13 protein-coding genes are annotated in these 12,203 nt (G+C 72.4%); 12 read left to right on the top strand and 1 reads right to left on the bottom strand.

Going from position 1 to position 12,203, the window contains the following annotated elements; genetic code table 11:
• Nucleotides 1-191: 191 nt before the first annotated feature.
• Nucleotides 192-920 (bottom strand): GNAT family N-acetyltransferase, encoded by a 729-nt coding sequence (locus ABEA10_RS46240; protein ID WP_345475067.1) that lies wholly within the window; start codon nucleotides 918-920, stop codon nucleotides 192-194.
• 154 nt (nucleotides 921-1,074) lie between these two features.
• Between ABEA10_RS46240 and ABEA10_RS46235 the strand changes: the two genes are divergently transcribed.
• From ABEA10_RS46235 to rplT, 12 genes are all read left to right on the top strand, one after another.
• Nucleotides 1,075-2,421 (top strand): replication-associated recombination protein A, encoded by a 1,347-nt coding sequence (locus tag ABEA10_RS46235; protein WP_425551052.1) that lies wholly within the window; start codon nucleotides 1,075-1,077, stop codon nucleotides 2,419-2,421.
• 57 nt (nucleotides 2,422-2,478) lie between these two features.
• Nucleotides 2,479-3,492, top strand: coding sequence for a PLP-dependent cysteine synthase family protein (locus tag ABEA10_RS46230; RefSeq protein ID WP_345475066.1), 1,014 nt, complete (start codon nucleotides 2,479-2,481; stop codon nucleotides 3,490-3,492).
• 255 nt (nucleotides 3,493-3,747) lie between these two features.
• Nucleotides 3,748-4,113: a DUF948 domain-containing protein gene (locus tag ABEA10_RS46225; protein WP_329261812.1), complete on the top strand. Its 366-nt coding sequence runs from the start codon at nucleotides 3,748-3,750 to the stop codon at nucleotides 4,111-4,113.
• Nucleotides 4,110-4,352, top strand: coding sequence for a DUF6167 family protein (locus ABEA10_RS46220; protein ID WP_329261815.1), 243 nt, complete (start codon nucleotides 4,110-4,112; stop codon nucleotides 4,350-4,352). The genes ABEA10_RS46225 and ABEA10_RS46220 overlap by 4 nt, the downstream gene beginning before the upstream one ends.
• 1 nt (nucleotide 4,353) lies before the next feature.
• Entirely contained in the window at nucleotides 4,354-7,020 is a 2,667-nt protein-coding gene (alaS, locus tag ABEA10_RS46215; RefSeq protein WP_345475065.1) for an alanine--tRNA ligase, read from the top strand.
• Nucleotides 7,021-7,220: 200 nt separating this feature from the next.
• The gene (ruvX, locus tag ABEA10_RS46210) at nucleotides 7,221-7,679 is read left to right on the top strand and encodes a Holliday junction resolvase RuvX (RefSeq protein ID WP_345475211.1); all 459 of its coding nucleotides are present in this window, start codon (nucleotides 7,221-7,223) and stop codon (nucleotides 7,677-7,679) included.
• Nucleotides 7,676-8,851, top strand: coding sequence for an endolytic transglycosylase MltG (gene mltG / locus ABEA10_RS46205; protein ID WP_345475064.1), 1,176 nt, complete (start codon nucleotides 7,676-7,678; stop codon nucleotides 8,849-8,851). The genes ruvX and mltG overlap by 4 nt, the downstream gene beginning before the upstream one ends.
• Entirely contained in the window at nucleotides 8,848-9,654 is an 807-nt protein-coding gene (locus tag ABEA10_RS46200; RefSeq protein WP_345475063.1) for a shikimate dehydrogenase, read from the top strand. The genes mltG and ABEA10_RS46200 overlap by 4 nt, the downstream gene beginning before the upstream one ends.
• A 3-nt stretch (nucleotides 9,655-9,657) precedes the next feature.
• A complete protein-coding gene (locus tag ABEA10_RS46195; RefSeq protein WP_345475062.1) occupies nucleotides 9,658-10,503 on the top strand; it encodes a putative RNA methyltransferase in 846 nt (281 codons plus the stop codon).
• A 260-nt stretch (nucleotides 10,504-10,763) separates the two neighbouring features.
• Nucleotides 10,764-11,354, top strand: coding sequence for a translation initiation factor IF-3 (gene infC, locus ABEA10_RS46190; RefSeq protein WP_425551057.1), 591 nt, complete (start codon nucleotides 10,764-10,766; stop codon nucleotides 11,352-11,354).
• Nucleotides 11,355-11,505: 151 nt separating this feature from the next.
• Entirely contained in the window at nucleotides 11,506-11,700 is a 195-nt protein-coding gene (rpmI, locus tag ABEA10_RS46185; protein WP_329261832.1) for a 50S ribosomal protein L35, read from the top strand.
• Nucleotides 11,701-11,817: 117 nt separating this feature from the next.
• Complete coding sequence (gene rplT / locus ABEA10_RS46180; protein WP_285618952.1) at nucleotides 11,818-12,192, top strand: 50S ribosomal protein L20; 375 nt, start codon at nucleotides 11,818-11,820, stop codon at nucleotides 12,190-12,192.
• Nucleotides 12,193-12,203 lie beyond the last annotated feature (11 nt).

Genomic DNA, 12,203 nt, shown 5'->3' with positions numbered 1-12,203 from the left:
CCCTCGTCCCGTGAGGGGCGAGGGCTTCGGGCGGTCTTCGACGGCCCGCCGGGGTCCCGGCGTGAGGGCTCCGAGGCCGCCCACGAGGCCCGGGCCGCACGTGAGGCCCGGGCCGTACGCGAGGCGCAGGCCGTACGCGAGGCCGGCGCGGCTCCCACGAGCCTGCCCCGGCCTCCGAGCCGGAAGGGGGCTCAGGCCGGGCGCTTCATGAGCCCGGTGGTCAGCGCCCGGTCGACGGTGAAGCCCAGGCGGTCGTACATCCGCAGGCCGACCGCGTTGTCGGCGTAGACGCCGAGCGTCACCACGTCGCACCCCGCGGCGAACATCCGGCGCATCGCCCATGCCGTGATCGACGGCCCCAGCCCGCGGCCGCGCGCCTCGGGGTGGACCGCGATCGCCGACACGTGGCCGACGCCGTCGGCGGCGGTCGTGTCGGCCAGGCACGCCAGCAGCCGTCCGTCCCGCCGGACGCCGGCCCAGCGGCGCACCTTCGGGTCGCCCGGCCACGCCGACGTGCCGGGGCTGACCAGCGTCAGAAGCTCGGTGACGGCGTCCTCGTCGTCGCACCAGCCGACCGCCGCCTCGGCCGGCTGCGGCGGGGGAGTGCCGTAGGCGGCGCGGAAGTTCCAGTCGCTCGGCCGGCTCAGCGGGAGCGGCGTGCCGCGCGGCACGATCACCCGGATGCCCTCGGGCAGCTCGCCGTGCACCGCCGCGACCAGTTCCGCCGTCTCGTCCGGCGGGCCCAGCGCGACCAGAGAGCGGATGCGATCCTCCACGTCGTAGCCGGTGAAGGCGACGGCGCGGCCGTCGGCGCCGCGCCAGGCGGGCCCGCGGCCGGCGCCGCGCGTGCCGCGGATGAGGGGATCGTGGCCGGTGAGGTCGAGGAGCTCTGGAATCGAACAGGGGGACCAGGAGGGCATGGCCCTCAGCGTAAGGAGTGTCCCGCTCTTAGAGCCCACGCGGATAGGGACTGCCCCTATCCGCGCGGGCTCTTACGCTCCGGCGCACCGGGCCTGCCGCCAGGCCGTCCGGCGCGTGCCCGCGATGTCCCCGCGGGCGGATAGTGTCGGCACCGTGGCGCGCAGGGACGATGAGCAGGCCGACAGCCTTTTCGACACACAGGCGGAGGAGGCCGAGCAGGCCAACGCGCCGCTGGCGGTCCGCATGCGGCCACGCGGCCTCGACGAGGTGGTCGGCCAGGAGCACCTGCTCGGGCCGGGTACGCCACTGCGCCAACTGGTCGAGCGCGACGTCGCCATGTCGCTGGTCCTGTGGGGCCCGCCGGGCACCGGTAAGACGACGCTCGCCTACGTCGTCAGCCAGGCCACCGAGCGGCGCTTCGTGGAGGTCTCCGCGGTCTCCGACGGCGTCAAGCAGGTCCGGGCCGCCATCGACCAGGCCAAGCGGGAGCTCGGCATGCGGGGACGGCAGACCGTGCTGTTCGTCGACGAGGTCCACCGGTTCAACAAGGCCCAGCAGGACGCCCTGCTCCCCGCCGTGGAGAACCGCTGGGTCTCCTTCATCGGCGCCACCACCGAAAATCCCTTCTTCTCGGTGATCAGCCCGCTGCTGTCGCGTTCGCTGCTGCTGACGCTGGAGCCGCTGGGCGACGACCAGCTCCGCGAGGTGATCCGCCGCGCCCTGGCCGACGCACGTGGCCTGGCCGGTGCCACGAGCCTCACCGAGCCCGCCGAGGACCATCTCGTACGCCTGGCGGGCGGCGACGCGCGCCGGGCGCTGACCTACCTGGAGGCCGCCTCCTACGTCGCGGGCCACGAGCCGATCGACGTCGACGTCCTGGAAAAGGCCGTCGACCGGGCCGCGGTCCGCTACGACCGCGAGGGCGACCAGCACTACGACGTCATCAGCGCGTTCATCAAGAGCATCCGCGGATCCGACGTCGACGCCGCCCTGCACTACCTGGCCCGCATGATCGAGGCGGGGGAGGACCCCCGGTTCATCGCGCGGCGCCTCATCGTGCACGCCAGCGAGGACATCGGCATGGCCGACCCGACCGCGCTGCAGACCGCGACCGCCGCCGCGCACGCGGTGGAGTTCGTCGGCCTGCCCGAGGCCCGCATCAACCTCGCGCAGGCCGTCATCCACCTGTCGCTGGCGCCCAAGTCCAACGCCGTCATCCGCGCGATCAACGAGGCGAGCGCGGACGTCCGGCGCGGCCTGGTCGGCCCGGTCCCGGCCCACCTGCGCGACGCGCACTACAAGGGCGCGAGCAAGATCGACCACGGCAAGGGCTACCAGTACGCCCACGACTTCCCGGGCGGCGTGGTCGAGCAGCGCTACGCCCCGGACGCCGTCGCGGGCCGCGACTACTACCACCCGACCAAGCACGGCATGGAGTCCCGCTTCTCCGAGGTCGTCGAACGCCTCCGCGCCGTCCTGCGCGGCGGACGCCAGGGCTGACCCCGACGACGGTTCGCGTGCCGCCGCCCCGAGCGGGACGCGGCTACGCTACGGACGGTGGGATCGACACGGGAGTGGGCGGCCGCCGGCATCGCCCGGATCGAACGCGACGTGGCCGCGACGCCCCTGCGGACCGTGCCGACGCCTCCGGAGTGGGGCGTCGGACTGTCGCTGAAGGACGAGTCCGCGCAGCCCACCGGCAGCGTCAAGCACCGGCTGCTGGCGGCGGCGTACGTCCAGGCGCTGGCGGCCGGGCAGATCACCGAGGGCACCACCGTGGTCGTGGCCACCGCCGGGCCCGCCGCCGTGGCCGGCGCGCACTTCGCCCGCATGCTCGGCCTGGACTTCGTGGCGGTCGTACCGCGCCGCACGCGCGAGGACCGGATCGCCGCGATCGAGGCCGCGGGCGGGCGCGTACACCCGTACGATCCGCCGGCCGCGATCTACGACGAGGCGCGGCGGCTGGCCGCCGGCACCGGAGGCTTCCACCTCGATCACTTCGCGGTCGCCGCACAGGTGATCGACTGGCGCGGCGGCAACATCGCCGCCGAGATCCTCGCCGATCTCGGGAGCCCGCCGCGATGGATCGTGACCGGCGCGGGCACCGGCGCGACGTCCGCGACGATCGGCCGGTTCCTGCGCCATCACGGCCACGAGACGAGGCTCGCGGTCGCCGACCCGGAGAACTCCGCGTACTTCCCCGGATGGGCGAGCGGCGCGACGGACTACGCGACCGGCATGCCTTCACGGGTCGAGGGCATCGGCCGCCCGCGCATGGAGCCCGGCTTCCTGCCGTCCGCGGTGGACCTCGTGATCCCCGTGCCGGACGCCGCGAGCGCCGGCGCGCTGGCCTGGCTGCGCGAACACACCGGGATCGCCGCCGGCGCCTCGACCGGCACCTGCCTGTGGGCCGCCTGGCGGCTGATCGCCGAGATGCGCGCCGAGGGCCGCCGCGGTGAGGTCGTGGTGATCCAGGGGGACGCCGGACGGCCGCCCGGCCTCGACGGCTCCGCCTACACCGCCGCCATCGAGCGGTTCCTCGCCACCGGCGAACTCGACGTTCCGGCCTGACGGACCGTCCGGACGCGCACACCGTGCCGCGGTGCCCTGGGGGTGGCGGCCGCTCCTGACCTCGGCTCGGGCATGATCGGAGCGCGACGCGCCGCTCCGGGTGCGGGCCGGTGAGAGGCCGCGCCTCCGCCGCCGGAACGGCGCTTCCGGGCGCCCTGCGGGCGGACACGTCGGTTCGCGTGGCCTCCGCCGAGGTGAGGGGGACGGTATGGTCTGTCCGACCAGGTTCTCCGACGACAGAAGGAGAGGGAGCCGATGCTGAGTGGCGGACAGGTGGCCGGCCTGATCGTGGCCGTTTTCTGGGCGATTCTCGTTGCCTTCCTCGCCTTCGTCCTGCTGAGACTGGCCAGGCTGCTGAAGGAGGCGACCAAGATGGTCGCCGACATCGGCGAGCAGGCCGGGCCGCTGCTGGACGACATGACCAGCACGGTCACGCGGGCAGGTGAGCAACTGGACCGGGTCGACCTGATAACCAAGAGCGTCGGCAGCGTCACGCAGAACGCCGCGGCGGTCACGACGACGGTCACCTCGGTGGTCGGCGGTCCGCTCGTGAAAGCGGCCGCCTTCTCCTATGGTGTCCGTAAGGCCATCGGTGCGCGCAACCAGGACGGCAAGCGATGATCCGCCGGCTGTTCTGGCTCGTCCTGGGCGGCAGCCTGGGCGCCTGGGCCGCATTCCGGCTCAAGCGTCTCATGCGTGCCCTGACACCCCAGGCGCTCGTTCACCAGGCCTCCGGAGTCGGCCAGACCGTACGCGACTTCACCGACGACGTTCGCACCGCCATGCACGCACGCGAGGACGAGTTGCGTGACGCGCTCGGACTCGACGCGCCAACCGAAACAGACAAGGACCACCACTGAGATGGAGTCGGCAGAGATCGCCCGCCGTTTCCTCCGCTTCTTCGAAGAGCGCGGGCACGAAGTGGTGCCCTCGGCCAGCCTGATCGCCGAGGACCCCACACTGCTGCTGGTCAACGCGGGCATGGTGCCCTTCAAGCCCTACTTCCTGGGGCAGCGTAAACCGCCCTACCAGCGGGCCACGAGCGTGCAGAAGTGCATCCGCACACCCGACATCGACGAGGTCGGCAAGACCACGCGGCACGCGACGTTCTTCCAGATGCTCGGCAACTTCTCCTTCGGGGACTACTTCAAGGAGCTGGCGATTCCCTACGCCTGGGAGTTGCTGACCTCCTCCGAGGCCGACGGAGGCTTCGGCTTCCCGGAGGACCGGCTCTGGGCGACCGTCTACCAGGACGACGACGAGGCCTTCAGTATCTGGCGGGACAAGGTGGGCCTGCCCGAGGAGCGCATCCAGCGGCGCGGCCTCGCGGACAACTACTGGAACATGGGCGTGCCGGGCCCCGGCGGACCCTGTTCGGAGATCTACTACGACCGCGGTCCGGAGTACGGCAAGGAGGGCGGCCCGGTCGCGGACGAGGACCGCTACCTCGAGGTCTGGAACCTCGTCTTCATGCAGTACCAGCTCAGCACGGTGCGCAGCAAGGTCGACTTCGACGTGCAGGGCCCGCTGCCGGCCAAGAACATCGACACCGGCATGGGCCTGGAGCGCATGGCGGCGATCCTCCAGGGCGTCGACAACATCTACGAGGTCGACACCATGTGGCGGATCCTCGACCTGGCCGCCGACCTGACCAAGACCAAGTACGGCCGTGACACCCGCAACGACGTCTCGCTGCGGGTGGTCGCCGACCACATGCGCAGCGGCACGATGATGGTCGGCGACGGCGTCGTGCCCTCCAACGAGGGCCGGGGCTACGTCCTGCGCCGTATCCTGCGCCGCAGCATTCGCCACCTCCGGCTGCTCGGCGCCGGCGACGAGCGTTACCTGCACGAGCTCACCGACGCGGCGATCGAGGGGATGGGCGAGACCTTCCCGAGCCTGCGGGCCGACGCGGCGCACATCCACACGGTCATCGACGCCGAGGAACAGTCCTTCCTCGCCACTCTCCGCACCGGTACGGCGATCTTCGACGCCTCCGTCGAGGAGACCAAACGCCGCAAGGACACGGTCGTGTCCGGGGCTCAGGCGTTCACGCTCCACGACACCTACGGCTTCCCCATCGACCTGACCCTGGAGATGGCGGCCGAGCAGGGACTGTCCGTCGACGAGACCGAGTTCCGCCGGCTGATGGACGAGCAGCGGCAGCGCGCCAAGGCCGACGCCGCCGCCAAGAAGACCGGCAACCTCGACGTGTCGGTCCTCGGCGAGATGCTCGAACGCGCCGGCACGGTCACCTTCACCGGCTACGACGCGGTCGAGGCGGAGGCCCGCGTGGTCGGGCTGCTCGTGGGCGGCGCGAACGTCCCGTCGGCGGGGGAGGGCACCGAGGTCGAGGTCGTGCTCGACCGCACCCCGTTCTACGCCGAGGGCGGCGGCCAGCTCGCCGACCAGGGCACCATCAAGCTGTCCAGTGGCGCCGAGATCGAGGTCCTCGACGTCCAGACGCCGCTGACCGGCCTCGTCGTGCACCGTGGCCGGGTGCGCCGCGGCGAGGCCCAGGCCGGTGACACCGCGTTCGCCCAGATCGACGTGGAGCGGCGCCGGGCGATCTCCCGCTCGCACACCGCGACCCACATGGTGCACCGCGGCTTCCGCAACGCCCTCGGCGAGTCCGCCGCCCAGGCCGGCTCGGAGAACGCCCCGGGCCGGTTCCGGTTCGACTTCACCGCCGCCGGGGCCGTTCCGCCGAGCGTCCTGCGCGACGTCGAGGCCGAGGTCAACGCCACCCTCATCGACGACCTGGGCGTGCACGCCTCGGTGCACCCCATCGACGAGGCGCGCAAGATGGGCGCGCTGGCCCTCTTCGGAGAGAAGTACGGCTCCGAGGTCCGGGTCGTGGAGATCGGTGACTACTCCCGCGAGCTGTGCGGCGGCACCCACGTCGCCCGCTCGGGCCAGCTGGGCCTGATCAAGGTCCTGGGCGAGCAGTCGATCGGCGCGGGCGTGCGCCGCGTCGAGGCGCTCGTCGGCATCGACGCGTTCAAGTTCCTGGCGCGCGAGAACGTCCTGGTCGCCCAGCTCGCCGAGCAGCTCAAGACCCCCCGCGAAGACCTGCCCGAGCGCGTCTCCGGGCTCGTCACGCGGCTCCGCGAGGCCGAGAAGGAGCTGGAGCGGATCCGCTCCCGCCAGGTCCTGGAGATCGCCGGTGAGCTCGCCGGAGGCGCCCAGGACGTCGGCGGCGTCGCCTTCGTCTCCCACCGGGCTCCCGGCGGCGTCGGCGCGGACGACCTGCGACGGCTCGCCGTGGACGTGCGCGGCCGCCTCACCGGCCGGCCGAGCGTCGTGATCGTGGCCGGTGTGCCCAAGGACCGGCCGGTCGTGGTCGTGGCGGTCAGCGACGAGGGTCGCGCCCGCGGCCTGCGCGCCGGAGCCCTGGTCGGCGTCGCCGCCAAGGCCCTCGGCGGCGGAGGCGGCGGCAAGGACGACCTCGCCCAGGGCGGAGGAGCCAACCCCGAGGCGATCGGGGAGGCTCTGGCCGCCGTCCGCCGAGCTGTGGGGAGCCAGTGAGCGAGCGAGCCGGTAAGCGCGTGCGCCCGGTCCTTCGTCCGACGAAGGAGGACTCGTGACTGAGCGGAGCGGTATGCGCGTGCGCCTGGTCGCGCCTTCGGCGAGGGAGGGCTCGTGAGGAAGCGGAGCGGCCGGCACCGGGGCCGGTTCGCCGGGGCGACGGAGGAGGCCCCGTGAACGACCCGGGGCAGGAGCAGCGCGTGAGACGCGGTGTCCGCCTCGGAGTCGACGCGGGGAGCGTCCGCATCGGCGTCGCCCGGAGCGATCCGGGCGGCATCCTCGCCTCCCCCCTGGAGACCGTACGCAACGGCAAGGGCGACATCGACCGCATCGTCGCCCTCGCCGCCGAGAACGAGGCCGTCGAGGTGATCGTCGGCCTGCCGACCTCGCTGTCGGGCCGTGAGGGCCCGGCCGCGGGGGAGGCGCGGCGGTTCGCCGCCCGCATCGCCCGGCGCCTGCCTCCGGGGTCCGTACGCCTGTTCGACGAGCGGCTCACGACGGTCACCGCCGAGAGCGGCCTGCGCGAGCGCGGCGTGCACGGGCAGGCGCGCCGCAAGGTCGTCGACCAGGCCGCCGCTGCCGTGATCTTGCAGGCCGCACTTGACGCCGAACGCTTGACGGGCCGTCCACCTGGGGAGATTGTCCGGGGGGACACATGAGTGATGCGGATCTTGACTTTCTCCGGCAGCTCGCCGAGCGCCAGCGCTCGGCCCGCACCGAGTCGGCCGGACGCCGTGGCGGCCATCGCGGCCGTCGCGGCCGCCGCCGTAAGAAGAGCCGCCGGGGCCGCAGGCTCGCGCCCATCGTGGCGATCCTCTTCCTCGTCGCGGTCGTGGGCGGCGGCGGATACGTCGGCTTCACGGCACTGAGCGGCTTCCTCAACCCGCCGGACTACAAGGGCGGGGGCACCGGCTCGGTCACCGTCCAGATCCAGGACGGCGACTCCGTACGGCAGATGGGCGGCCGCCTGGAGCAGGCCGACGTCGTCAAGTCCAGCAGCGCCTTCTACAAGATCGCCAAGGACGACCCCAAGGCCACCAGCATCCAGCCGGGCTACTACCAGCTGAAGCTCCACATGTCCGCCCGGGCGGCCCTCGCGCTGCTGCTCAGCCCCGCGTCACGAACCGGACGGGTCACCTTCCCCGAGGGCAAGCGCGCCTCCGAGGTGCTGGCCACCCTGGCCAAGCGCACCCACATCCCGCTCAAGAACTTCCAGCGCGCCGCCCAGAACACCAAGGCGCTCGGCCTCCCGTCGTACGCACACGGGCAGATCGAGGGTTACCTCTACCCCTTCACGTATGACCCTTCGCCGAAGGCCACCGCGACTCAGGTGCTGCGCGCGATGGTCGACCAGTTCAAGAAGGCCGCCGACGACATCGACCTGGAGAGCGAGGCCAAGCGCGTCCACATGTCGCCGCACGACGTCGTGGTGGCCGCGAGCCTGGTGCAGGCCGAGAGCGGCACGACCGAGGACATGCCGAAGGTCGCCCGCGTGATCGAGAACCGCCTCCACAGCTCGGAGCCGTGGATGCACAAGCTCCAGCTCGACAGCACGGTCATGTACGGCCTGGGCAAGTACGGCATCGTCGCCAGCGGCAACGACCTGAAGTCGACGAGCCCGTACAACACCTACGCCCGTCCCGGCCTGCCGCCCGGTGCGATCTGCAACCCCGGCGAGGAGGCCATGCGGGCCGTGCTCGAACCCGCGAAGGGCCCGTGGAAGTACTTCGTGACGACCGACCCGACCCATCACATCACCAAGTTCACCGACAGCTACTCCGAGTTCCAGCGGTTCCGCCAGGAACTCCAGCAGAATCTGAGGCACGGATGACCCGGGCCGCCGTTCTCGGCGCGCCGATCGCGCACTCGCTGTCGCCGGCGCTCCACCGGGCCGCCTACGCCGCGCTCGGCCTCGGCTGGACCTACGACGCGATCGAGTGCCGCGAGGGCGACCTGCCCGAGGTGCTCGGCCGGCCGTGGGCGGGCCTGTCGCTGACCATGCCGCTGAAACGCGTCGTCCTGCCGCTCCTGGACGAGGTCTCCGACCTCGCCCGCGCGGTCGGCGGCGCGAACACCGTCGTGTTCGAGGCGGGCCGGCGGCGTGGCTTCAACACGGACGTGTACGGCATCGTGACCGCGCTGGCCGAGGCCGGCGTGCCCGCGCCGGGCTCGGCGGTGGTGCTCGGTGCCGGTGCGACCGCGTGCTCGGCCCTCGCGGCCCTGCGCGAGCTGGGCGTGCACAAGGCGATGCTGGTGGCCCGCGATCCCGGCCGGGCGGCCGAGGCGGTGGCCGCCGCGTCCCGGCTCGGCGTGGGCGTGACCGTACGCACCTTCGCCGAGCCGCTGCCCGACACCGACCTGGTGATCTCCACTCTGCCCGCCGGCGCCGCCGACCCGTACGCCGAGACGATCGCCCGGGCCACCGGAGCGCTGTTCGACGTCGTCTACGCGCCGTGGCCGACTCAGGCGGCCCAGGCCGTGCGCGAGGCGGGGGGCGTGATCGCCGACGGCTTCACCATGCTCCTGCACCAGGCGGTACGCCAGGTGGAGCTGATGACCGGGGCCACGGACGTGCCGGTCGAGGCGATGCGCGCCGCGGGCCTGGCCGAGATCGCCCGCCGTTCCGGCGCCTAGCGGATGCTCGCCGACGTCGTCCCCTTCCTGCGCTGCCCCGTCTGCGGCGACGGCCTGACGCTCGACCGGAGGGCCCTGCGCTGCCCGGCCGGGCACGCCTTCGACCTCGCCCGGCAGGGGTACGCCGGGCTGCTGACCGGCAACGTCCGTACGGGCACCGCCGACACCGCGGCCATGGTCGCCGCCCGCGCGGAGTTCCTCGACGGCGGCCACTACGCGCCGCTCGCCGAGCTGGTCGCCGAGCGGGCCGCGGAGCGCGCCCCGGCCGGCGGTTGCGTCCTGGACGCCGGGGCGGGCACCGGCCACCACCTGCGGGCGGTGCTCGACCGGCTGCCGGGGCGGCCGGGCGTCGCGCTGGACCTGTCCAAGCACGCGCTGCGGCGCGCCGCACGCGCCCACCCGCGCATCGGCGCCCTGACCTGGGACGTCTGGCGTCCGTTGCCCGTTCGCACCGGTACGGTGGGGGTGCTGCTGGACGTCTTCGCCCCGCGCAACGCCGAGGAGTTCCACCGGGTGCTCCGGCCGGACGGCGTGCTCATCGTCGTCACCCCGGCCGCACGCCACCTGCGGGAGCTGATCGGCCCGCTCGAACTGCTCACCGTCGACCCGCGCAAGGCCGAGCGCGTCGCGGACACCCTCGGCGGGCGGTTCCGCGCGGCCGGCACGTGGCCGCTGGAGCTTCCGCTGCGGCTGACGCGGTCCGAGGTCGCCGCCCTCGTGGCCATGGGCCCCAGCGCCTGGCACGCCGACCCGGAGGCCCTGCGGAAGCGCGTCGAGGCGCTCGCCGAGCCGGTGCCGGTGACCGCGGCGTTCGAGGTGCGCGTTTTCGACGTGGCGCCCGAAAGCTGATATCTTTAAGCGTTGACTGGCCTGGCGCGAAGGCGCCGGGCGCGCAAGCGGAGGTCACTCCCACCTGATCGGCCGCGCTCCTCACGGAGCGGAAGGCCGATGGGTCCCGGTCAGGCGCACCTTGCCGTGCGCCCGCCTCGTCGGCTTCGGCCGCCGGGGTGTCCGGTAGTGGCCCCGCGATGCGAGTCATGCGGGGCTTTTCGCATGAAGGGCCCGGGGTATGGCCGGTCAGAGACAGCGAAGTACCCCAAGGAGGTCCCATCAGCGCCGAACCGCGTATCAACGAGCGCATTCGCGTGCCCGAGGTCCGGCTCGTCGGTCCGAACGGCGAACAGGTCGGCATCGTTCCCATCGCCAAGGCTCTCGACCTTGCCCGGGAGTCCGATCTCGACCTGGTGGAGGTCGCCCCGACCGCGCGACCGCCCGTGGCCAAGCTCATGGACTACGGAAAGTTCAAGTACGAGTCCGCGATGAAGGCCCGCGATGCGCGACGTAACCAGGCGCACACCGTCATCAAGGAGATCAAACTCCGGCCGAAGATCGATCCGCACGACTACGGCACCAAGAAGGGCCACGTCGAGCGGTTCCTCAAGGCAGGTGACAAGGTCAAGGTCACGATCATGTTCCGTGGCCGCGAGCAGTCCCGCCCCGAGCTCGGGTTCCGGCTTCTGCAGCGGCTGGCGGAGGACGTCGAAGAACTCGGCTTCGTCGAGTCCAGGCCCAAGCAGGACGGCCGCAACATGATCATGGTGCTCGGGCCGCACAGGAAGAAGAGCGAGGCAAAGGCCGAGCAGCGCGCCGCGACCGGCAGTCGCGCGCGTCGGCAGGTGGAGGACGAGGCCCCGGCCTGACCCGGGGCAGTCCCACCGCGACCCTGCTCACGTAGCGGGGTCGTCTCGCGATGAAGCACGCACATCGCGCCTTGTCCGGCGCCCGGTGTCCCACGAACGGGACGCCGCGCGCCCGTGCCGGGGCGCTCGGACTAGGGAGACGTCGGCGACCATGCCGAAGATGAAGACGCACAGTGGTGCCAAGAAACGATTCAAGGTCACCGGCACCGGCAAGGTCATGCGCCGCCGCGCCAACCGCAACCACCTGCTCGAGCACAAGCCGACCAAGCGCACGCGCCGGCTGGACGGGCCCGTGGTGCTCTCCAAGAACGACGAAACGAAGATCAAGAAGCTGCTCGGCAAGTAAGCCCGGCACCGAAATGATCGCCGGGCTCCCGGTGCCCGCACGGCACCGGTGGTCCCGTAAGTCCTACGACCGGCCGGCTGTCCACGAGGCACCGGCCCCCACGAGGGAGTTCGAAACGTGGCACGCGTGAAGCGGGCGGTCAACGCCGCCAAGAAGCGCCGGGTCGTCCTGGAGCGGGCGAGTGGCTACCGCGGCCAGCGGTCCAGGCTGTACCGCAAGGCCAAGGAGCAGCAGCTCCACTCGATGACGTACGCCTTCCGTGACCGGAAGGACCGCAAGGGCCAGTTCCGTCGGCTCTGGATCCAGCGGATCAACGCGGCGGCCCGCGCCAACGGGATGACCTACAACCGATTCATCCAGGGCCTGCGCGAGGCCGGCGTCGAGGTCGACCGCCGGATGCTCGCCGAGCTCGCGGTCAACGACGCCCCCGCGTTCGCGGTGCTCGTCGAGACCGCCAAGAAGGCGCTGCCCGCGGGCACCGCCGCGGCCTGATTCGCATCAGG

It is taken from the genome of Actinoallomurus oryzae (assembly GCF_039541955.1).
GTDB classification, from domain to species: domain Bacteria; phylum Actinomycetota; class Actinomycetes; order Streptosporangiales; family Streptosporangiaceae; genus Actinoallomurus; species Actinoallomurus oryzae.
This window is presented reverse-complemented; position numbering and strand designations above follow the sequence as displayed.

Bases quoted from the DNA above. Each gene is read 5' to 3' on its own strand.
- ABEA10_RS46240 (WP_345475067.1), bottom strand. From the start codon at position 920: ATGCCCTCCTGGTCCCCCTGTTCGATTCCAGAGCTCCTCGACCTCACC.
- ABEA10_RS46225 (WP_329261812.1), top strand. From the start codon at position 3,748: ATGCTGAGTGGCGGACAGGTGGCCGGCCTGATCGTGGCCGTTTTCTGG.
- ABEA10_RS46220 (WP_329261815.1), top strand. From the start codon at position 4,110: ATGATCCGCCGGCTGTTCTGGCTCGTCCTGGGCGGCAGCCTGGGCGCC.
- alaS (WP_345475065.1), top strand. From the start codon at position 4,354: ATGGAGTCGGCAGAGATCGCCCGCCGTTTCCTCCGCTTCTTCGAAGAG.
- mltG (WP_345475064.1), top strand. From the start codon at position 7,676: ATGAGTGATGCGGATCTTGACTTTCTCCGGCAGCTCGCCGAGCGCCAG.
- ABEA10_RS46200 (WP_345475063.1), top strand. From the start codon at position 8,848: ATGACCCGGGCCGCCGTTCTCGGCGCGCCGATCGCGCACTCGCTGTCG.
- ABEA10_RS46195 (WP_345475062.1), top strand. From the start codon at position 9,658: ATGCTCGCCGACGTCGTCCCCTTCCTGCGCTGCCCCGTCTGCGGCGAC.
- rpmI (WP_329261832.1), top strand. From the start codon at position 11,506: ATGCCGAAGATGAAGACGCACAGTGGTGCCAAGAAACGATTCAAGGTC.